We start from the raw sequence: 19622 nt of genomic DNA on the forward strand, positions 1-19622 counted from the left end.
TCGGCGCGACGGACGCAGTGGCAGTCATGGTCGAGCAGCTCGGCGTCGTGGCCGAGCGCGCGCGGGGGTTCCACGAGACAGCGGGCCTGCCAGTAAGAGCCATAGTTGATGCACTTATGGAAAGTGAGAACGCCGATTTTCTTCCGCCGCGTCGCCATGACCGAGACAATCGTCTCAGCGGCAAACCGGTTCCTGAAATCGTCGGCAGATGTGAGTGACGGCGGAAGCGTTGCTTCCTATCGTTGAGGTCTAGCGCTTACAGGCAGGCTTCGAGGTACGGCTGGTCGAAGCCGAACTGCTTGGCCTTTTCGAGCGTGTAGGGGCGCAGGCCCATCGAGCGGTATTCACCGATGATCTTTCCGTCGGCGCTCTCGTCCAGATATTCGAACTTGAACAGCTCCTGGGTGACGATCACGTCGCCTTCCATGCCGATCACCTCGGTGATGTTGGTGGTGCGGCGGGAGCCGTCGCGAAGGCGCTTCACCTGGACGATGAGGTCGACCGAATCGGCAATCTGGCGGCTGATCGCTTCCTTCGGCACCTTGATGTCCGACATCATCACCATGTTCTCCATACGGGCGAGGCATTCGCGCGGGGAGTTGGAGTGGAGCGTCGCCATCGAGCCGTCGTGGCCGGTGTTCATCGCAGCGAGGAGGTCGAAACATTCGCTGCCGCGGATCTCGCCGAGGATGATGCGGTCCGGCCGCATACGCAAAGCGTTGATGACGAGGTCGCGGATGGTGATCGCGCCTTGGCCTTCGAGGTTGGGCGGGCGGGTTTCCAAGGGCAGCCAGTGCGGCTGCTGCAGCCGCAACTCGGCCGCGTCCTCGATGGTGATGACGCGCTCGCCCGGGTCGATCAGCTTCGACAAGGCGTTCAGCATCGTCGTCTTGCCCGAGCCGGTACCGCCCGAAATGATGATGTTGAAGCGGCTGGCGCCGGCGATCTTCAGGCAGGTCGCCATCTTCTCCGACATCGAACCGAAGTTCTTCATCATGTCGACGGTGATCGGCTTTTCGGAGAATTTACGAATCGAGATGGCCGTTCCGCGCAGGCTGAGCGGCGGCACGATGACGTTGACGCGGCTGCCGTCCTGGAGGCGGGCGTCGGCGAGCGGCGTCGTCTGGTCGATGCGGCGGCCGACCTTGTTGACGATGCGCTGGGCGATCTGGAACAGATGCTCCTCGTCGCGGAACTGGATGTTCGCGACCTGCAGCTTGCCCTTCTTTTCGATGAAGGTCTGGTGCGGGCCGTTGACCATGATGTCGCTGATCTCGGGGTCGGAGAGCAGCTCCTCCAGCGGCCCGAGACCCAGCAATTCGTCGACCAGCACCTTCTCGAGCGCGAACTGCTCGCGGCGATTGAGGTTGATCTTGAGCTCGGCGAGCACCTCGCCGATGATCGGCCGGAATTCCTCGGCAAGCTCGTCCTTCGAAAGCGTCGCCGCCGCCTCGGGGTCGACGCGCTCGAGGAGGCGGGGGAGGACCTGCTCCTTGATGCGGTGGATCGAGGCTTCGAAGCCTTCATTCTTGCTGACCGGCGCTTCCGACGAGGCGGCCTGGCGCTCGGCCAGTCGGCTCATCGCATCGGAGCGCTCGGCCCCGGGGGAGGGGAATTCGTCGTCCGGTCCGGGCACGCCCGGAAAGGCGAGATCGTCCAAGGGCGGGAACTGATCGCCGCCGTCTGCAGGCGCCGCGCCGCCCATGGGCCCCGGCCCCTTCATCGGCCGCGCCGTGCCGAAAGCGGGCCTTCCGCCCGTCGCCGCACCCGCGCCGCCCCGCCGTCCGAAAGCACTCATGTCGTGGGAACCCTCGCCTTCCGATGCACTTGCGGCACTGGTGAATAAGCGGGAAACTTTGACAAATGCCTAAGCCGCGATCGCGGCGGCGTCAGCGGGCCCTGGCCGCCTGCACCTCGACCACGTGCGATTGGGAAGCGTCGTCCGGTGCGGCCATATGAAGTTTCACCGTCAACGCCGCGGCGCCTGGCTTCGAGCGGTAGACGAAGGCATTGGGAAAACCGGCTGTCGGATTGCCGATGTTGGGCGCTCGCACATAGCGGGAGCCGGCGGCATCGAGCGCCGTGCGGATATCGGCCATCGTCTTGGGCGCTTGAGGGCCCTTGAACGTCACATTGCACTGGTGCGTTGCGGGCCACCATGTGAGCAGCAGCAGGTTTCCCGCCGTCTCCCCACCGAACACTACGGCCCGTTGACCTTTGGCTGCGGAGGTCAGCTGGGCTTCCACCGACGGGAGGCGGCGCATTGCGAAGCGCTCCGCCGGCAGCGTCGCTTCGGTGATCTGGCCCCGGACGAGGCCGGTACACAGATCCAGCGCGGCAACGCGGACAGCCTGGCCAACCGCCGGCTCCGCAGGCCGTGCGACGCTCGGTGCGCCCGCTGCCGTGGCGAGCAGCGCCAGAAGCAGCACGCCTACGACTCCGCCCCCGCTTTTTCGGCGAGGACGGTGAGGCCGCGGTCGTTGACCTCGGCGAAGCCGCCTTCGACGGGGATGCGCTCGGGCTCGACGTTCATGCCGCCGCGATAGATGGCGATGTCGCCGTTCCTCAGCGTCGACATGAAGGGCGCGTGCCCGGCGAGGACGCCGAAATCGCCCTCGCTGCCCGGCACCACGACCATGGTGACGTCCTCGGAGCGGACCAGCCGCTCGGGCGTGACGAGTTCGAAATGAAGATCGGCCATTGTTCTTACCTCAATTCCCTCTCCCCTTCAGGGGAGAGGGTTAGGGAGAGGGGGAGTCTGAGCTGACCCGGAGTCTGCCCCTCTCCCCAGCCCTCTCCCCTGAAGGGGAGGGGGGAAGTTCTATCAGCTCTCGCTCGCCAGCTTGTGCGCCTTTTCGACCGCCTCTTCGATGCCGCCGACCATGTAGAAGGCCGCCTCGGGAAGATGGTCGTACTCGCCGTCGACCACGGCCTTGAACGAGCGGACCGTGTCTTCGATCTGCACGAACTTGCCGGGGATGCCGGTGAACACTTCGGCGACGTGGAAGGGCTGCGACAGGAAGCGCTGGATCTTGCGGGCGCGGCTGACGGTGAGCTTATCCTCTTCCGAAAGCTCGTCCATGCCGAGGATGGCAATGATGTCCTGCAGCGACTTGTAGCGCTGGAGGATCTCCTGGACGGCGCGGGCGGTCTCGTAATGCTCCTGGCCGACGGTGCGCGGCTCGAGCACGCGCGAGGTCGAGTCGAGCGGATCGACCGCCGGGTAGATGCCGAGCTCCGAAATGGCGCGCGACAGCACGGTGGTGGCGTCGAGGTGGGCGAACGACGTCGCCGGGGCCGGATCGGTGAGATCGTCCGCGGGGACGTAGATCGCCTGCACCGAAGTGATCGAGCCCTTGTTGGTGGACGTGATCCGTTCCTGAAGCGCGCCCATGTCGGTCGACAAAGTCGGCTGGTAGCCCACTGCAGAGGGGATGCGGCCGAGCAACGCCGACACTTCCGAGCCCGCCTGGGTGAAGCGGAAGATGTTGTCGACGAAGAAGAGGACGTCCTGGCCCTCGACGTCGCGGAAATATTCGGCCTGGGTGAGGCCCGACAAAGCGACGCGGGCACGCGCCCCCGGCGGCTCGTTCATCTGACCGAAGACGAGCGCGACCTTGGAGCCTTCCGGCGTCGGATTGCCGTCAGCGTCCGTCGCGATGACGCCCGCTTCCAGGAACTCGTGATAGAGGTCGTTGCCCTCGCGGGTGCGCTCGCCGACTCCGGCGAACACCGAGGTGCCGCCATGGCCCTTGGCGATGTTGTTGATCAGCTCCTGGATGAGCACCGTCTTGCCGACGCCCGCACCGCCGAACAGCCCGATCTTGCCGCCCTTCGCGTAAGGGGCGAGGAGGTCGATGACCTTGATGCCGGTGACGAGGACCGAGGTCTCGGTCGACTGGTCGACGAACAAAGGCGCGTCGCGGTGGATGGGGGCGGTGTCGGTGTGGCCGATCGGGCCGCGCTCGTCGATCGGCTCGCCGATGACGTTCATGATGCGGCCGAGCGTCATCGGCCCGACGGGCACGCGGATCTGCGAGCCGGTGTCGCGCACTTCCTGGCCCCGGGTGAGGCCGTCCGTGGCGTCCATCGCGATCGTGCGCACCGTCGACTCGCCGAGATGCTGCGCAACCTCGAGGACGAGGCGGGTGCCGTTATTGTCGGTCTCAAGCGCGGAGAGGATCTCCGGCAGGTCCGAGTCGAACGTCACATCGACGACGGCGCCGATCACCTGGCTGATGCGGCCGATATTGTTGGTCGTGCCCTGCGGGCGGTCGATTGCGGCGGTGGCCATGTCTGTCCTCTTTGCCTTAGCTGTGTGTGCTTAGAGCGCTTCGGCGCCCGAAATGATTTCGACGAGCTCGGTGGTGATCGCCGCCTGGCGCGTGCGGTTGTACAGGATGGTGAGGCGGTTGATCATGTCGCCGGCGTTGCGGGTCGCGTTGTCCATCGCCGTCATCTGCGCGCCGAAGAAGCCGGCCTGGTTCTCGAGCAAGGCCCGGAAGATCTGCACGGCGACGTTGCGCGGCAGCAGCGCGGCGAGAATTTCCTCCTCGTCCGGCTCATATTCGACGGCGGCGTTCGCTCCGCCCGACGTTGCAGCGGCAGCGGCCTCGGTGCGCGGCACCGGGATGATCTGGCGGCCGACCGGCTCCTGCACCAGCGCCGACTGGAATTCGGCGTAGAACAGGTGAACGACGTCGATGCCGTCGGTGAGGTAGCGGTTGACGAGGTCCTCGGCGATCGCCTGGGCATCCGCGAAGCTCACCTGGCGAATGGCGCCGGTGTCGTATTGGTGGATGATCTGCTTGGGGTAGAGGCGCTGGATGACTGGGCGCCCCTTGCGGCCGACCAGGTAGAAATAGACCGTCTTGCCCTGGCCGATCATATCCTCCGCGGCGCGGCGGGCGGCGCGGACGATGTTGGTGTTGAAGCCGCCGGCGAGGCCGCGGTCGGACGTGCACAGGACGATGAGGTGCGTGTCGTCCTTCCCGGTGCCGGCGAGGAGCTTGGGGCTCTCCGGCCCGATCGCGACCTTGCCCGCCAGGCTCTCCATCACCTCGGCGATGCGCTGCGCATAGGGACGCCCCGCCTCCGCCGACTGCTGCGCACGGCGCAGCTTCGCGGCGGCGACGGTTTTCATCGCCCTGGTGATCTTCTGCGTCGACTTGACCGACGCGATCCGGTTCTTGAGCGCCTTGAGAGAGGCCATTCCTGTTTCCTTCTCCCTCTCCCCTTCAGGGGCGAGGGTCGGGGAGAGGGGGTGTGCCCTCAACCCTGTCCAGTCGTGCGGGAGCGGGGTCTTCCCCTCTCCCAACCCTCTCCCCTGAAGGAGAGAGGGCTTAGGTTACGCAAACGCTTTGGCGAAATCGCCGATGATCGACTTGAGCTGACCGGTCGTCTCGTCGTCCAGCGCCTTGGTGTCGCGGATCTTGGCGAGCACTTCGGGATGGTCGCTTCGCACGTGGCTGAGCAAAGACGCCTCGAACCGGGTCACCGCCGCGGTCGGCACGGTGTCGAGATAGCCGTTCACGCCCGCGAAGATCGAGACGACCTGCTCCTCGACCGGCATCGGGTTGAACTGCGGCTGCTTCAGCAGCTCGGTCAGCCGCGCGCCGCGGTTGAGCAGGCGCTGGGTCGACGCGTCGAGGTCCGAGCCGAACTGGGCGAAAGCAGCCATCTCGCGATACTGGGCGAGCTCCAGCTTGATCGAGCCGGCGACCTTCTTCATCGCCTTGGTCTGAGCGGCCGAGCCGACGCGGCTGACCGACAGGCCGACGTTGATGGCCGGACGGATGCCCTGATAGAAAAGCTCGGTCTCGAGGAAGATCTGCCCGTCGGTGATCGAGATGACGTTGGTCGGGATGTAGGCCGACACGTCGCCGGCCTGCGTCTCGATGATCGGCAGCGCGGTCAGCGAGCCCGAGCCGTTCGCCTCGTTCAATTTCGCGGCGCGCTCGAGCAGGCGCGAGTGGAGGTAGAAGACGTCGCCCGGATAGGCTTCGCGGCCCGGCGGGCGGCGCAGCAGCAGAGACATCTGGCGATAGGCGACGGCCTGCTTGGACAGATCGTCATAGACGATGACGGCGTGCATGCCGTTGTCGCGGAAATATTCGCCCATCGTGCAGCCGGTGTAGGGCGCGAGGAACTGGAGCGGCGCCGGCTCGGAGGCCGTGGCGGCGACGACGATGGAATATTCCATCGCGCCGTTCTCCTCGAGCGCCCGGACGATCTGCGCGACGGTCGAGCGCTTCTGGCCGATGGCGACGTAGATGCAATAGAGCTTCTGGCTCTCGTCGTCGCCCTGGTTGGCCTTGCGCTGGTTGATGAAGGTGTCGAGCGCCACGGCCGACTTGCCGGTCTGGCGGTCGCCGATGATCAGCTCGCGCTGGCCGCGGCCGACGGGGACGAGGGCGTCGAGCGCCTTGAGGCCCGTCTGCACCGGCTCGTGCACCGACTTGCGCGGGATGATGCCGGGCGCCTTGACTTCGACGCGGCGGCGCTCGGCGGCTTCAATGGGGCCCTTGCCATCGATGGGGTTGCCGAGGCCGTCGACGACGCGGCCGAGCAGGCCCTTGCCGACGGGGACGTCGACGATGGTGCCGGTGCGGCGGACGGTGTCGCCCTCGCGGATGGCGCTGTCGTTGCCGAAGATGACGATGCCGACATTGTCGGCCTCGAGGTTGAGCGCCATGCCCTTGACCGTGATGCCCTCGGCGCTGGCGGCGAACTCGACCATCTCGCCGGCCTGGACGTTGTCGAGACCGTAGACGCGGGCGATGCCGTCGCCGACCGACAGCACGGTGCCGACCTCGGAGACTTCGGCCTCGGTGCCGAAGCTGGCGATCTGGTCGCGGATGACCTTGGAAATTTCAGCGGCGCGGATGTCCATTGTGAGCCTTTCGAGAGACGGCGCTTGACGCCGTTATCCTTTCATCGCCGAAGCGAGAGTGTTGAGCTTGGTGCGGATCGAACCGTCGATCATCTCGGAGCCGATCTTGACGACCAGCCCGCCGAGTATGGCGGGATCGACAGTGAGGTCGACGGCGACGTCTGAGCCGACGCGGCCCTTCAGCCGGGTCTTGAGCGCCGCGACCTGCCCGTCGTCGAGCGGATGCGCGGAGGTGACCTCGGCCGTGACCTCGCCGCGGTGGCGGGCGGCGAGGAGGTTGAAGAAGCGGATGACCGAAGGAAGCTGGGTCAGCCGCCGGTTCTGGGCGAGCACGCCGAGGAAATTGGCGGTGATCGCATCGAGGTTCATCGACGCCGCCACCGCCTTCACCGTCTTCAGCGCGTCGGCCCGGCCGATCAGCGGCGAGGTGGTGAGCGCGCGAAGGTCCTCCGACTCGCCGAGCGCCTGCTTGAGGGCGGCGAGGCTGGTGCCGACCGCCTCCAGCTGCCGCTCGTCGCGGGCCAGCTCGAACAATGCGGTGGCGTAGCGCCCTGCCAAGCTTGCCTGAATGCCGCCGGAATTCTCCACGCGCGCCTCAACTCCAGAAAATGGTTTTGCCCCATGCGGAAAAGGGCCGGCGGTGCGGCCCTTTATGGGTTGCCGGGCCCCTAGCAGGGGGTTGCGCGCGATGCAACCGGGACTAGGCTTGTCCCATGCACGGGAGGGAAGCAGCGATGTGGAGACGTTTGAAGGCCGTGGCGTCGATGGCGACGGCCTGTCTCGCCGCCACTGCGGCGGCCGCGCAGACGAAGCCGGAGGTTGGAAGTTTCCGGATCAGCGGAGTGGGCTTCGAGATGCCTGCACCGCCCGGTTATTGCCTCCCGAAGGGCAAGGATGTCGACGTCGCCCAGCTCCTGGCTGCGGGCGACACGCAGAATGTGACGCACCTCACGCTCGTCCGCTGTTCGGCTGACTCGCCGAACGACTACATCCTCGTGAAGACTCCGACCGGAGCCCTGCTCGCCGACGTTGGCCGCGAAGACGCCCTGAAGGCCCTGGCAGCGGCGTTTGACGAGCCAGCGTTGAAGGATAAATTTTCGTCCGGCAAGATCCTGGCCGAGGCAGGCGAGGCCATCAGTGGCACGCTCCACCGCAAGGTGGATATTACCGGCGAGGTCAAGCCCGCCGGTCGAGACGAAGCCTGCGCATACATGGGGGGAACCACCGATGTGAAGGCGCCGGAGACGAGCTATCGCGTCTCGGTCGGCGGCTGCATCACCGCCGTCGGGCGCCGTATCGTCAGCCTGTTCGTCTACGGTCCGGACAAGGGGGCGTCCGGCGTGACGGCGCTGCTCGGGCGCGCTCGGCAGCTGATGGAGACGATCCGGGTCGTTCCGGCCGGCTGACGTCCCGGCTTTGACCGCAAGCGGCGGGATGAAGGGCCCGCGAATCGGGAGTAGGGAAGGGATCATGGCGACCCGGACCCTTTCCAAACCCGACATAGATCCCGACACCGCCTGGACCGCCGTCCTCGCCCGTGATCGGCGGGCCGACGGGCGTTTCGTCACCGGCGTCCTGACGACCGGCATCTATTGCCGCCCGTCCTGCGCGGCGCGGCATCCCAAGCGCGAGAATGTTCGCTTCTTCGCTACGGGACCCGAAGCGGCGGCGGAGGGCCTCAGGGCGTGCCTCCGCTGCAAGCCCGACGAGGTCACCCGCGAAGCCGCCGCGCTGGAGCGGGCGCTGCGCCTTCTCGACGGAGCCGAAGCCCCGCCGAGCCTCGAAACCCTCGCCGCCACCGCCGGCTATTCGCCCTTCCACTTCCACCGCCTGTTCAAGCGAGCCACCGGCATCACCCCAGCCGCTTACGCCCGCGCCAGGCGCGCCAGGAGCATGACCATGAGCCTCGCCACCGAACCGACCGTCACCGATGCCATCTACGAAGCGGGCTATTCCGGCCCCGCCCGTTTCTACGAGGACGCGAAGGAGCGGCTCGGCATGACGCCGTCGGCCTGGCGCGGGGGCGGGCGCGGCGAGACGATCCGCTGGGCGACGGCGAAAACGTCCCTCGGCACGATGCTGGTCGCCGCCACCGCCCGCGGCATCTGCCGCCTCTCGTTCGAGGAAGGCGAGGCGGCGCTGCGCCGCCACTTCCCGAACGCCTTGATCGAGCCGGACGGCGAGGCGATGGCCGATCTCGTCCGCCGCACCGTCGCCGCCGTCGAGGCGCCCGATCGGCCGCACGACCTCCCGCTCGACGTCCGCGGCACCGCCTTCCAGGAGGCGGTGTGGCGCGAGCTGACCCGCATCCCACCGGGCGAAACCCGCACCTACACGCAGATCGCGGCTGCCGTCGGCCGCCCCGCCGCGGTCCGCGCCGCCGGCTCCGCCAACGGCGCCAACCGTGTCGCCGTGCTCATCCCGTGCCACCGCGTCGTGCGCGGCGACGGCACGCTCGGCGGCTACGCTTATGGTCTGGAGCGCAAGCGCAGCCTGCTCGACCGCGAATCCCGCCGCGAGCCCTGACTCGGCGCCGGCCTCCGGCCCTCAGGCCGCAGGGCTGCCGTTCGCCATTGCCGCCTCCGCCTGGAGCTTGGCGAGCACCGCCCGCGCCGCGTCGCGCTGAGGGGTGGGGTGGGTGTCGTTCGCGATCGGCATGATCAGCGCGATCGCCTGCCCCCAGCGATGGTCATCGGCGAGGCCCTCGACCAGCAGCATCCGCACATGGCTGTCCTGCGGCATCGTCGCCACCGCCTGCGACAGGATGTTGAGGGCGTCCTTCGGCGCCTTCAGCCCGGCGAGGTGATAGCTTTGATAATAAGCGACGAGCGGGAGCGGATCGTCATGGTCGCCCTGATTGGCCTTGAGTGCCAGCCGCCGGGCCTCGGCCGCAAGCTGGGTGCGCTGGGCGCCCGCGGCGCGGCCCGCCGCCTGCGCCACGCACAAAGACTTCACCACCAGCCCGCGCACATGGCCGGGCTGGAGCGCGAGCAGCCGGTCGGCCGCCGCCTCGGCGCCCCGATAGTCGCCGTCGCCATAATCCGCCTGGGCGAGGAAATAGAGGGCGAAGGGATCGGTCGCGTAGCGCTCCGCCTTCTCGCGGATATGGGCGAGGGTTTCGTTGCGCGCCTTGATCTCGCGGGCGCGGTCCGTGTCCTTGCGGATGCCGGAGGGATCGTCGTCGCGAAAGGCGATGATCTCTGGGATCAGGGCCGCCTCGCCGGCGCTTACGGGATCGACCTTGCGGATCACCGGCTTCGCGATCGGCACCGCCACCGGGCGGTAGGAGAAGCTTCCCAGATCGAGATATTTGTGCGCCTCGCGGTTGAGTTCGCCCAGATCGCCGAACGCCCTGGCGGCGTCCTCCTGCGAGGCGCCGGTGCTGAGCAGAGCAAGATATTTGCGAAGCTGCGGTGCCCGCGTTGGCGAGAAGGTCAGGAAATGGGTCATCGCCCAGCCCTGGCCGTAAAGGTCGAAATTGTGGATCTTGTCCGGCGATTTGAGGAGGATGTCCTCCATCGAGACCCACGAGGCGCTGATGTCGTCGCCGCGGTGCCGAGCCGGCATGCCGTAGGCGATCTTGCCGTCGGGCAGGAACTTGCTCGATCCGATCAGCTCGGCATAGCCCTCGGTGTACCAGCCCGGATACACGGCGGGGAAATATTGCAGCATGAAATGGTGCGCATATTCGTGATGGAGGACCAGCTCCGGGGTGAAGTCGCCCGCAGCGTTGGTATGCCGTGGGGTGACGGCGAACGGCCCGAACACGTTGGTCGTGTAGAAGCCCTCGACGCCGCTGTTCGGGTCGTTGATCGCCCGCTCGACCTCGGCGTTGCTCGCCACCTGATAGATGCGGACCTTGACCGGCTCGACGTCGGACTTGAGCCCGCTCGCCATCCGCATCAGTCCATCGACGCCTTCGAGCCGTTCGGCGAGCCGCGTCACCTCTTTTTCGCCGCTTTCGGAATAGATCACGAAATGCGCGGTATCGTATTTCTTCCACTCCGCCCGCGCCGCCGCCGGCGCCAGCACCAAAGCTGCCGCAACCAAAGCCCCGAATTGTCTCACGTCACATCCCCATCCCCAAGGAAACAACAGCTTAGCGGCAGATGCCGGCCCGCGCCACCGGGTTTGCGCTAGAGAAACGAATAGGGGTCCACGTCGACGCTGACGCGGACGCCGCGCGGCCAGCTCAGCTTGCCGAGCCATTCGCGGATGACGTCCTGAACGTCGAGGCTGCGGGCGGCGTGGACGAGGAGGCGCTGGCGGTGCCGGCCGCGCAGCATGGCGAGCGGCGCGGGAGCGGGGCCGAACACCGCCATGTTCTCGACAATCGGCGCGCTCCGCCCGATCAGCCGCGCGGTCTCGGTGGCCTCGGCGAGGTCCTCGGAGGAGACGACGATCCCCGCAAGCCGCCCGAACGGCGGCATTGCCGCCTCGCGTCGCGCGTCCGTCTCGGCTTCGTAGAAGCTCTCCGCATCGCCGCTGACGAGTGCGGAGATGACGCGGGCATTGGGATCGTGGGTCTGGACCAGCACCCGGCCAGGCTTCTCGCCCCGGCCCGCACGCCCTGCCACCTGGGCGATCTGCTGGAAGCTCCGCTCGGCGGCGCGGAGGTCTCCGCCCTGCAGGCCCAGGTCCGCGTCGACCACCCCGACGAGGGTGAGGTTGGGGAAGTGATAGCCCTTGGTCACCAGCTGCGTGCCGACGACGATGTCGATCTCGCCCGCCTCCATCCGGCCCACGAACTCCGCCGCCTTAGCCGGCGACCACATCGTGTCCGACGTGACGATCGCCGTCCGCGCCTCCGGGAACAGCGCCTTCACTTCGTCGGCGATGCGCTCGACACCGGGGCCGACGGCGACGAGGCTGTCCTCCTCCTCGCACTCCGGGCAGAGCCGCGGCGGCGGCATGACATGGCCGCAATGGTGGCAGGCGAGGCGGTGGACGAGGCGGTGCTCGACCATCCAGGCAGTGCAATTGGGGCATTGGAAGCGGTGCCCGCAATGGCGGCACAGGGTCAGCGGCGCATAGCCGCGGCGGTTGAGGAACAGCAAAGCCTGCTCGCGCCGCTCCAGCGTCTCCTCCAAGGCCTTGACCAGCGGCGGCGCCAGCCACTGGCCGCGGGGCGGCGGGTCGGCGAGGAGGTCGAGCGCGGCGATCTCGGGAAGTTCGGCGACGCCGTAGCGGTCTGGCAAACGGATATGCTCGTACACCCCGATCTCGGCCATCTGCCGGCTCTCGATCGCCGGCGTTGCCGAGGCGAGGACGATGGGAAACCCTTCGAGCTTCGCGCGCATCACCGCGACGTCGCGGGCGTGGTACTGGACGCCCTCCTCCTGCTTGAAGCTGGTCTCGTGCGCCTCGTCGACGACGATCAGGCCAAGGTCCGGATAGGGCAGGAACAGCGAGGAGCGCGCGCCGACCACGACCTTGGCCTGACCGGTGGCGATGGCGCGCCAGGCGCGGCGGCGCTGCGATTGCCGGAGGCCTGAATGCCAGGCGACTGGCTCATGGCCGAAGCGGGCGGCGAAGCGTTTGAGGAACGGCTCCGTTAGCGCGATCTCGGGCAGAAGCACGAGAGTCTGCCGCCCCAGCCGCAACGCCTCCGCCACCGCTTCGAAATAGACTTCGGTCTTGCCGGAGCCGGTGACGCCGTCGAGGAGGAACGGGGCGAAGGCCGCCGCCCGCACCGCCTCGACCAGCCGGTGCGCCGCCGCGCCCTGGGCCAGTTCGAGCTCCGGCGGCGCATGCTCCGGGTCGGGGAGGGCGAACGGGTCGTCGAGCGTCACCTCGACCGCCTCGATCGCGCCGCCCTTCACCAATCCGCGGATCACCCCGTCCGAGACGCCCGCCGCCAGCGCCAGCTCGCGCACCAGCCCCTGCCGCTCGCCGATCCGCTCCAGCGCCTGTTCGCGCTGCGGGGTAAGCCGGTCGGGCACCAGGCCGGTGGCACGATATTCGGTGACGGTGCGGCTGCCGTCGAGCGCGCTCGCCGACGCCAGCGCCATCCGCAGCACCGATGCGATCGGCGCCAGATAATAATCGCTCGTCCATTCGATCAGCCGCCGGAGCGGCGCCTTGAGCGGCGGCAGCTCATAGGCCTGGAGCAGGGGTCGCAGCCGGTTGTCGCCGACGCTCTCGGCCTCCAGCCTCTCCTCCTCCCACACGACACCGGTCATCTGCCGCGGCCCGAGGGGGGCAAGCACGATCGACCCCGGTTCGACGCGCATGCCATGCGGCACCCGATAGTCGAGCGGTCCCAGAGCGGGGTTGAGGAGAAGGACGCGGGCGCGGGTCACGCCCCTAAGATCGAAGCGACTCCGCGCAAAGGCAACAGCCCGCGGGCTCCCTTGCAGGAAAACGTGGATCGAAGCCGCCGCCGTGGGGCAGCCTCCTACCGCAACGGCTGCCGATACTCGGCCGGGCGGAGCGCCGCGTGGACGATCTTGATCTGGTCGAGCAGCAGGCCCGCCCGGCCGGTAAAGCCGAGCACGACGAAGCCCGGATCCGGCTTCCATTCGTTCCTCGTCCCGCCGGTCCCGCCGGTCCCGCCGGCGAAGGTGAAGCGCTTGTCGTCGAGATGCATCTCGAAGCGGTCGACATAGCCGCCGGAATTGACGACGAAGCGGACGGGAAAGCGGCCGTCGCCGATGTCGAATCGCTCACGGCCCGTTCCGCTGCCACCGTGGCTTTCGACCCAATTCGATTTGTCCGAGGCGTAGCCGATCTCGATCTTGCCGATCAGGCCGCCGCTGCCGCCGTCGCCGACGAAGAGGCGGATCGAGGCGAGCCGCACCTGGTTGCGCAGCGCCTCGTCGACCGACAGGAAATCGAACGGTCCCGCCCCTTCGCCGCCGAACGAAGGGGTCTGACCGGCGACGTAGGTGAGCACCGGCTCGCCCTTGTCCAGCGACGGCAGCTTCAAGTCCGGGAGGTCGACCGCAGGGTCGCGCTTGTAGGCGCTGACCTGCTTGTTGATCTTGCCCACATCCTCCTTCACCTGCTTCTCGAATTCGAGAAGCCCGGTGTCGCCGATATATTTGTAGCGGGCGTAGATGCGCTTCAGCCAGTCGATCTGGTTCTGAAGGCCGGTGAGGCGCTCGTAGGCCTTCAAGACTCCGTCGTCGCCGAGGAAGTGCTCGCGATTCTCGACGATCTTCGCGAGCCGGCGCCGTCCCATCCGCGGCACGCCCTCATAGCCGGAGACCTTGAAGCCCGTGGTGACCGGGGAATCGATGGTCACCGACGGAAAGGCCAGCGCGAAGGCGATCAGCCCGTCCTCGTTCGGCAGCTTCGGGTTGGCGATGCCCGTAATCTCCTGGTCGAACGTCCAGTTGGTCGAAGTCCGGTTCAGGAAATCGGTGAGCTTGGTCTGCACTTCGAGCTTGGCGGTAACGCCCGAATAGACGCCCTTCGCCTTCAGCGACGCGGTCAGCTCCTTCTGCTCGGTCTGCGTCTCGGTGTGGAAGGTGTAGACGGCGTAATATTCGCCGCCCTGCGTCGCGGCGCTCACATAGCTGTCCCCATAAGCGGCGGCGAAATCGGCGGCCTGGTCGTCGTCCGCGGGCAGCGCGATATCGGGAAGCAGCTTGACGTTCTTCGCCGTCCAGGTGCCGGTCTCGTGGCTCGCATAGACGACGATGGTGACGCTGCGCGCCGTCGCGTTGAGCTTCTTCATGAAGCTCATCTTGGCGGTGACGTTTACCGCCTTCAGATAGCTGACCGACAGCGACCCGTCGATTTCGAGCGCCTGGGCAAGCTCGCTGACGCTCTCGCACACCCGGATCTTGACGACGGATCGGCCACCGCCAAGCTCGGCATCGCCGGTGACAGCGCTTTGAGACAACATGCCGTTGGCGATGCTGTCATAGCCGTTGAACAATTTCTTCGCGGTGTCGCCGCCGCCGGCGCCGGTCTGCCCCATCATCGTCCTCCCCTCAAAGACGCTTCAGGCATATCAGAAACGGCTGTTACGGTACAGCAACGGGCGGGGCGGGAGAGCGATTCTCGGCCTTTCATGCTAAGGCGAGTTCATGGATCCCGAGGCGCAGCTCGACGGCTTCCTGGCCAAGTTCCTTCCGGAGGTGGCGGCGCTCGCCCGTTCGCTCCTCGCGGCGATGACGGCGCGCATCCCCGGCGCGCATATTCTCGTCTACGACAATTACAACGCCCTCGCGATCGGCTTCTCGCCGAGCGAGAAAGCCGGCCAGGCGGTGCTGTCGCTGGCGGTATTCCCACGCTGGGTGACCCTGTGCTTCCTCCACGGTGCCGGCCTTCCTGACCCGCACGGTCTGCTGAAGGGAGAGGGGAGCCGCGTTCGGCACGTGCGGCTCGAGATTCGCGAGAAACTGGACGATCCGCGCATCCAGGCGCTCATCGACGCGGCGCTCGATCGGGCCGCGCCGCCGTTCGACCCTGCCGTACCGGCCCGCCTCCTCGTCAAGTCGATCTCCGCCAAGCAACGGCCGCGCCGCCCCGCCTGACGCGCCGGTTCGGCACCGCGCCGCAACCCGCTATACCGCGTCCGAATCGCACATCAGGGGAACCCCATGAAATTCTTCGCCGACACCGCCGACATTGCCGACATTCGCGAGCTTTCCGAAGCGGGCCTGCTCGACGGCGTCACCACCAACCCGTCGCTGGTCCGCAAGGCCGGCCGCGACTTCCTCGAAGTGGTGCGCGAGATCGCCGCGGTGGTGCCGGGCCCGGTCTCGGCCGAGGTGGTCGCAACCGACCATGACGGCATGATGCGCGAGGCGGAGATCCTCCGCCGCATCGCCGACAACGTAACGGTGAAGGTCCCGCTCACGATCGACGGCCTCAAGACCTGCCGGCAGCTGACCGGCGACGGCACGATGGTCAACGTCACCCTCTGCTTCACCGCCAACCAGGCCCTGCTCGCCGCCAAGGCAGGCGCGACCTTCATCTCTCCCTTCGTCGGCCGGCACGACGATATCGGCTTCGACGGCATGCAGATCATCTCGGAAATCCGCCAGATCTACGACAATTACGATTTCACCACGCAGATCCTGGTCGCGAGCGTCCGCCACCCCATCCACGTCCTCCAATCCGCCCTGATCGGCGCCGACGTGATGACCGCGCCGCCGTCCGTGATCCGCCAGCTCGTCAAGCACCCGCTGACCGACCGCGGCCTCGAAGCTTTCCTCGCGGACTGGCAGCAGACCGGGCAGACTATCGGGTAATGATAGCTTCTTAACCATCTTCAAGGTAGCTTCGCTCGCATGGGAACGGTGATCAGCTTCGAGGACAAGGCGGTGGCCAGCCTGCGCGCGCGCGTCGCCGCGGCCGAGGAAGCGAACCAGGACCTCATCGCCTTCGCCCGCGGCCATTCCGGCGCCGTCGCCTCGATCCATGAGGCCGTGCTGGCGGCGATCGAGGCCGAGGGGTTTGACCATCTCATCCACATTGTAACCCAGGAATGGCCGCAGATCCTCGGCTTGGATGCGGTGGCGATCGGCCTGTTCGTCGGCGAGAGGGGCCTGCGCGCCGACGCTTCGGGTCTGCAGTTCGTCGATCCGCGTATCATCGAGCGCTCGCTTGCCGGCCTCGAAGGCGTCGTCCTGCGCGGCGTCGCCCGCGGCCATCCGCTGTTCGGCCCGGCCTGCTCGCTGATCCGCGCGGAGGCCCTCATCCGCCTCGACACCGCGCCGCCCTTGCCGAGCGGCCTCCTCGCATTGGGCCAGCGCGCCGAGCAGGGCTTCGAGACCCGTCACGGGTCGGAGCTGCTCGTCTTCCTCGGCCGCGTCCTCACCCGCTCGATGGGCCGGTGGCTGATCCCCTGACCGCCGCGCCGGCGCGCGAGACCGCCTTTCGCTGGCAGCAGCATCTCGAGCGCGAGCGCCGCCGCTCCCCCCACACCGTCCGCGCCTACGCCGCCACCGCCTATCGCCTCGTCGACTTCCTGGGCGAGCATCTCGGCGGCCCGCCCGACGCCATCGCGCTCGGCGCCTTGAAGCCGGCGGACCTGCGCGCCTATCTCACGCGCCGCCGCGCGGAGGGGCTCGGCAACAGCTCCGCCGCCCGCGAGCTCTCGGCCGTGCGCGGCTTCATTGCCTTCGCGGCCGCCGAAGCGGGGGAGGGGGCGGTGCCGCGCCTGCGTGGACCCAAGCGCCCGCGCAGCGTGCCCCGCCCGATCTCGCCGCAGGAGGCTGTCGCGCTCGCGGAGGAGGTGGGCGAGGACGCGACCGCCGAGTGGATCGCCGCAAGGGACTTCGCGATCCTGCTCCTCCTCTATGGATCGGGCCTCCGCGTTGCCGAAGCGCTCGGCCTTGCCGGCGCCGCCTTGCCGCTGGGGGAAGCGATCACCGTCACCGGCAAGCGCAACAAGACCCGCGTCGTGCCGCTGCTCCCGCAGGTGCGCGATGCGATCGAGCGCTATTTGAGCCTTTCTCCCCATGGCGCGTCGCGCACCGAGCCGCTGTTCCGCGGCGCGCGCGGCGGACCACTCAATGGCGAGATGGTCCGCCGAGTCGTCCGCCGCGCCCGCGTCCGCCTCGGCCTTTCCGACCGGACGACCCCGCACGCCCTGCGCCACAGCTTCGCCACCCACCTGCTCGGCCGCGGCGCGGACCTGCGCTCCCTCCAGGAGCTGCTCGGCCACGCAAGCTTGAGCTCGACACAGATCTACACGGCCGTAGACGCGGCCCATCTGATGGACGTCTACCGCAACGCCCACCCGCGCGCTTAGTCTACGCTTTTGCGGTTCCTTACCAGCTGCAGCACCAGTCGCGTCAGCCACAGCAAGGCCGCGGCGGCGACGATCCCGGTGCTCACCGGACCGGCATAATGCTCGATCGCCGTATAATGGTCCTTGAGCAGCCAGCCGAGCCAGGCGAGCAGCCCGCAGGAGATGAGGATGCCGATCGTCGAGAGCAGGAGGAACCGGCCGAACGGCATCCGCACCAGCCCCGCGGGGATGGAGATCGCCGTGCGCACCGCGGGGACGACGCGGCCGACGAGGACGAGGATGCTGCCGTACCTTTCGAACCAGCGCTGCAGCACCGCCACCTCATGCGCCGAGACGGTGGTGATGCGGCCGTAGCGGGTGACGAGCCGCTCGAACCGCTCGAAGCCCAGCGCCCGCGCCGCCCAATACCAGCTGATCGCGCCGGTCAGCGAGCCGGCGGCTCCCGACAGGATCACGCCCGGCAGCCATAACTTACCCTGCGAGGCAATCAGCCCGGACAGCGGCATGACCAGCTCCGACGGGAAGATCGGCAGCAAAGTCTCGATCCACATCAGGAGGAAGACGGCGATGTAGCCGTGGTCGCGGATGAAATCGGGCAGGAAATGCGTCACTTCTGAACCTTCGCTTCGATTGCGTCCCAGATCATCCCGGGCGTGTCGGTGCCGTTGAACCTGTCGATGGCGACGATGCCGGTCGGCGAGGTGACGTTGATCTCGGTCAGCCACTTGCCGCCGATCACGTCGATGCCGACGAACAGCAGCCCGCGCGCCTTCAGCTCGGGCGCCAGCGCTGCGCAGATTTCCCGCTCCGTATCGGTGAGATCCGTCTTCACCGCCGACCCTCCCGCGGCGAGGTTCGAGCGGATTTCGCCTTCGCCCGGGAGGCGGTTGATCGCGCCGGCGATCTCGCCGTCGATGAGGACGATGCGCTTGTCGCCCTCGGCGATCTCCGGGACGAAAGCCTGGACGACGTGCGGTTCGCGGTAGGCGGTGTTGAACATCTCGATCAGCGCGGCGAGGTTGGCCCCGTCGGCCCCCACCTTGAACACCGCCTTGCCCGCATTGCCGTGCAGTGGCTTCACCACCATCGCGCCATGCTCGGCGAGGAATTTGCGGGCGACGCCGAGCGAGCGGGTCAGCGTCGTCGGCGGCATGTAGCGGGCGAAATCGAGCACCCAGACCTTTTCCGGCGCATTGCGCACGGAGGCCGGATCGTTGACCACGAGTGTCTCGCCCTGGATGCGCTCGAGCAGGTGGGTCGCCGTGATGTAGCCGAGGTCGAACGGCGGGTCCTGGCGCATCAGCACGACGTCGACGTCGCGGCCGAGGTCGAGGAGCACCGGCTCCTCAACGCGAAAATGGTCGCCCTCGACCGGCTGCACCATCACCGGCCGCGCCATGGTCCACAGCCGGCCGTCGTGCCAGCTCAGGTCCTCGGCGGCATAATGGAACAGCCGGTGGCCGCGCTTCTGCGCGCCGAGCATGATCGCGAAGGTCGAATCGCCCGCAATGTTGATAGTCTCGAGCGGGTCCATCTGGACCGCGACGCGCAACGCCATGGCATTTCCTCCTGCGCGGGGGGCTCTAGGCAAGCGGCCCGCCTTTGTCACCGGACGCTAATCGCGCAGGACCTCGGAGGTATCGACGCGGGTCGAGATGGCGCGGCGGGCGAGCTCGCCGCCGTCGTCGCCGTGGACGACCACCGGCTGGGCATCGCTCTGCGTCCCGGCCTTGCAGGCGGCGTGGAAGGCGAGGGTGTGAAGCAGCTGGTCATGCTGTTCGGGGGGCATCTGGTTCCACAAGGCGGTGGCCATGGTGGCCTCGCCGGTGTCGTTGAGGTCGATGCCCCTCGACGCGCGAATCTGCTCGACGCCTTTCTCGATCTCCTTGCAGACCTGGGCGGGGAGCGGCCCCTGCCGAGCCTGCCGCGCCCAATCGGGCTCGTGGGGTTTGCAGGCGACGGCCGCCATGGCGAGGAGGGAGAGCGTGAGCAGCGGGGGCGGGAGCAGGCGGGGCATGA

Annotated in this window: 20 protein-coding genes; 7 read left to right on the forward strand and 13 right to left on the reverse strand. The window is 67.7% G+C overall.

The features are described 5' to 3' along the window. Positions 1 to 218 (forward strand): hypothetical protein (locus VGC56_RS14240; protein WP_464125925.1); only part of this gene is annotated, 218 nt, incomplete at its 5' end. A 38-nt stretch (positions 219 to 256) separates the two neighbouring features. Here VGC56_RS14240 and VGC56_RS14245 read toward each other — a convergent pair. From VGC56_RS14245 to VGC56_RS14275, 7 genes are all read right to left on the reverse strand, one after another. Beyond that, positions 257 to 1798: a CpaF family protein gene (locus tag VGC56_RS14245; protein ID WP_464125927.1), complete on the reverse strand. Its 1542-nt coding sequence runs from the start codon at positions 1796 to 1798 to the stop codon at positions 257 to 259. A 91-nt stretch (positions 1799 to 1889) separates the two neighbouring features. After that, positions 1890 to 2429, reverse strand: coding sequence for a hypothetical protein (locus VGC56_RS14250; protein WP_464125929.1), 540 nt, complete (start codon positions 2427 to 2429; stop codon positions 1890 to 1892). Between the two features lie 2 nt (positions 2430 to 2431). Continuing rightward, on the reverse strand, positions 2432 to 2701 hold the full coding sequence (locus VGC56_RS14255; RefSeq protein ID WP_464125930.1) for an ATP synthase F1 subunit epsilon: 270 nt from the start codon (positions 2699 to 2701) through the stop codon (positions 2432 to 2434). Between the two features lie 123 nt (positions 2702 to 2824). Then, positions 2825 to 4294, reverse strand: coding sequence for a F0F1 ATP synthase subunit beta (gene atpD, locus VGC56_RS14260; protein WP_464125932.1), 1470 nt, complete (start codon positions 4292 to 4294; stop codon positions 2825 to 2827). A gap of 30 nt (positions 4295 to 4324) precedes the next feature. After that, positions 4325 to 5212 carry a F0F1 ATP synthase subunit gamma gene (locus VGC56_RS14265; RefSeq protein ID WP_464125933.1) on the reverse strand — a complete coding sequence of 296 codons (888 nt, stop codon included), beginning with the start codon at positions 5210 to 5212 and terminating at the stop codon, positions 4325 to 4327. A gap of 135 nt (positions 5213 to 5347) precedes the next feature. Further along, complete coding sequence (gene atpA / locus VGC56_RS14270) at positions 5348 to 6892, reverse strand: F0F1 ATP synthase subunit alpha (RefSeq protein WP_464125935.1); 1545 nt, start codon at positions 6890 to 6892, stop codon at positions 5348 to 5350. A 33-nt stretch (positions 6893 to 6925) separates the two neighbouring features. Continuing rightward, on the reverse strand, positions 6926 to 7480 hold the full coding sequence (locus VGC56_RS14275) for a F0F1 ATP synthase subunit delta (RefSeq protein ID WP_464125936.1): 555 nt from the start codon (positions 7478 to 7480) through the stop codon (positions 6926 to 6928). Positions 7481 to 7638: 158 nt separating this feature from the next. Between VGC56_RS14275 and VGC56_RS14280 the strand changes: the two genes are divergently transcribed. Together VGC56_RS14280 and ada are read left to right on the forward strand one after the other, a co-directional pair. Continuing rightward, positions 7639 to 8298: a hypothetical protein gene (locus tag VGC56_RS14280; protein ID WP_464125938.1), complete on the forward strand. Its 660-nt coding sequence runs from the start codon at positions 7639 to 7641 to the stop codon at positions 8296 to 8298. Positions 8299 to 8362: 64 nt separating this feature from the next. Continuing rightward, positions 8363 to 9418, forward strand: a complete 1056-nt coding sequence (gene ada / locus VGC56_RS14285; RefSeq protein ID WP_464125940.1) for a bifunctional DNA-binding transcriptional regulator/O6-methylguanine-DNA methyltransferase Ada — start codon at positions 8363 to 8365, stop codon at positions 9416 to 9418. A gap of 21 nt (positions 9419 to 9439) precedes the next feature. Here the strand turns inward: ada and VGC56_RS14290 are convergent, their stop codons facing one another. The 3 genes from VGC56_RS14290 to VGC56_RS14300 form a co-directional block, all read right to left on the reverse strand. Beyond that, the gene (locus VGC56_RS14290) at positions 9440 to 10960 is read right to left on the reverse strand and encodes a hypothetical protein (protein ID WP_464125941.1); all 1521 of its coding nucleotides are present in this window, start codon (positions 10958 to 10960) and stop codon (positions 9440 to 9442) included. Positions 10961 to 11028: 68 nt separating this feature from the next. Further along, positions 11029 to 13194: a primosomal protein N' gene (locus VGC56_RS14295; protein ID WP_464125943.1), complete on the reverse strand. Its 2166-nt coding sequence runs from the start codon at positions 13192 to 13194 to the stop codon at positions 11029 to 11031. A 95-nt stretch (positions 13195 to 13289) separates the two neighbouring features. Further along, positions 13290 to 14822 (reverse strand): jacalin family lectin, encoded by a 1533-nt coding sequence (locus tag VGC56_RS14300; protein WP_464125945.1) that lies wholly within the window; start codon positions 14820 to 14822, stop codon positions 13290 to 13292. Between the two features lie 106 nt (positions 14823 to 14928). Between VGC56_RS14300 and VGC56_RS14305 the strand changes: the two genes are divergently transcribed. From VGC56_RS14305 to VGC56_RS14320, 4 genes are all read left to right on the forward strand, one after another. Beyond that, positions 14929 to 15378 carry a hypothetical protein gene (locus VGC56_RS14305; protein ID WP_464125946.1) on the forward strand — a complete coding sequence of 150 codons (450 nt, stop codon included), beginning with the start codon at positions 14929 to 14931 and terminating at the stop codon, positions 15376 to 15378. 66 nt (positions 15379 to 15444) lie between these two features. Beyond that, positions 15445 to 16098 (forward strand): fructose-6-phosphate aldolase, encoded by a 654-nt coding sequence (gene fsa, locus VGC56_RS14310; RefSeq protein ID WP_464125948.1) that lies wholly within the window; start codon positions 15445 to 15447, stop codon positions 16096 to 16098. 39 nt (positions 16099 to 16137) lie between these two features. Further along, complete coding sequence (locus VGC56_RS14315; RefSeq protein WP_464125949.1) at positions 16138 to 16698, forward strand: DUF484 family protein; 561 nt, start codon at positions 16138 to 16140, stop codon at positions 16696 to 16698. Further along, complete coding sequence (locus VGC56_RS14320; RefSeq protein WP_464125950.1) at positions 16683 to 17603, forward strand: tyrosine recombinase XerC; 921 nt, start codon at positions 16683 to 16685, stop codon at positions 17601 to 17603. Before VGC56_RS14315 ends, VGC56_RS14320 begins: the two co-directional genes overlap by 16 nt. Here the strand turns inward: VGC56_RS14320 and VGC56_RS14325 are convergent. The 3 genes from VGC56_RS14325 to VGC56_RS14335 are packed head-to-tail and all read right to left on the reverse strand — an operon-like array spanning position 17600 to position 19620. After that, entirely contained in the window at positions 17600 to 18214 is a 615-nt protein-coding gene (locus VGC56_RS14325; RefSeq protein WP_464125952.1) for a DedA family protein, read from the reverse strand. The genes VGC56_RS14320 and VGC56_RS14325 overlap by 4 nt on opposite strands. After that, entirely contained in the window at positions 18211 to 19161 is a 951-nt protein-coding gene (gene gshB / locus VGC56_RS14330; protein ID WP_464125954.1) for a glutathione synthase, read from the reverse strand. Before gshB ends, VGC56_RS14325 begins: the two co-directional genes overlap by 4 nt. Positions 19162 to 19218: 57 nt before the next feature. After that, positions 19219 to 19620 carry a hypothetical protein gene (locus tag VGC56_RS14335; protein ID WP_464125955.1) on the reverse strand — a complete coding sequence of 134 codons (402 nt, stop codon included), beginning with the start codon at positions 19618 to 19620 and terminating at the stop codon, positions 19219 to 19221. Positions 19621 to 19622: the final 2 nt, after the last annotated feature.

It is taken from the genome of Allosphingosinicella sp. (genome assembly GCF_036403745.1).
Taxonomy (GTDB): domain Bacteria; phylum Pseudomonadota; class Alphaproteobacteria; order Sphingomonadales; family Sphingomonadaceae; genus Allosphingosinicella.

Excerpts from the sequence above, each read along its gene's own strand:
- fsa (WP_464125948.1), top strand. The coding sequence starts at position 15,445 with ATGAAATTCTTCGCCGACACCGCCGACATTGCCGACATTCGCGAGCTT.
- VGC56_RS14265 (WP_464125933.1), bottom strand. The coding sequence starts at position 5,212 with ATGGCCTCTCTCAAGGCGCTCAAGAACCGGATCGCGTCGGTCAAGTCG.
- atpD (WP_464125932.1), bottom strand. The coding sequence starts at position 4,294 with ATGGCCACCGCCGCAATCGACCGCCCGCAGGGCACGACCAACAATATC.
- atpA (WP_464125935.1), bottom strand. The coding sequence starts at position 6,892 with ATGGACATCCGCGCCGCTGAAATTTCCAAGGTCATCCGCGACCAGATC.
- VGC56_RS14245 (WP_464125927.1), bottom strand. The coding sequence starts at position 1,798 with ATGAGTGCTTTCGGACGGCGGGGCGGCGCGGGTGCGGCGACGGGCGGA.
- ada (WP_464125940.1), top strand. The coding sequence starts at position 8,363 with ATGGCGACCCGGACCCTTTCCAAACCCGACATAGATCCCGACACCGCC.
- VGC56_RS14315 (WP_464125949.1), top strand. The coding sequence starts at position 16,138 with ATGGGAACGGTGATCAGCTTCGAGGACAAGGCGGTGGCCAGCCTGCGC.
- VGC56_RS14305 (WP_464125946.1), top strand. The coding sequence starts at position 14,929 with ATGGATCCCGAGGCGCAGCTCGACGGCTTCCTGGCCAAGTTCCTTCCG.
- VGC56_RS14255 (WP_464125930.1), bottom strand. The coding sequence starts at position 2,701 with ATGGCCGATCTTCATTTCGAACTCGTCACGCCCGAGCGGCTGGTCCGC.
- VGC56_RS14335 (WP_464125955.1), bottom strand. The coding sequence starts at position 19,620 with ATGCCCCGCCTGCTCCCGCCCCCGCTGCTCACGCTCTCCCTCCTCGCC.
- VGC56_RS14300 (WP_464125945.1), bottom strand. The coding sequence starts at position 14,822 with ATGATGGGGCAGACCGGCGCCGGCGGCGGCGACACCGCGAAGAAATTG.
- gshB (WP_464125954.1), bottom strand. The coding sequence starts at position 19,161 with ATGGCGTTGCGCGTCGCGGTCCAGATGGACCCGCTCGAGACTATCAAC.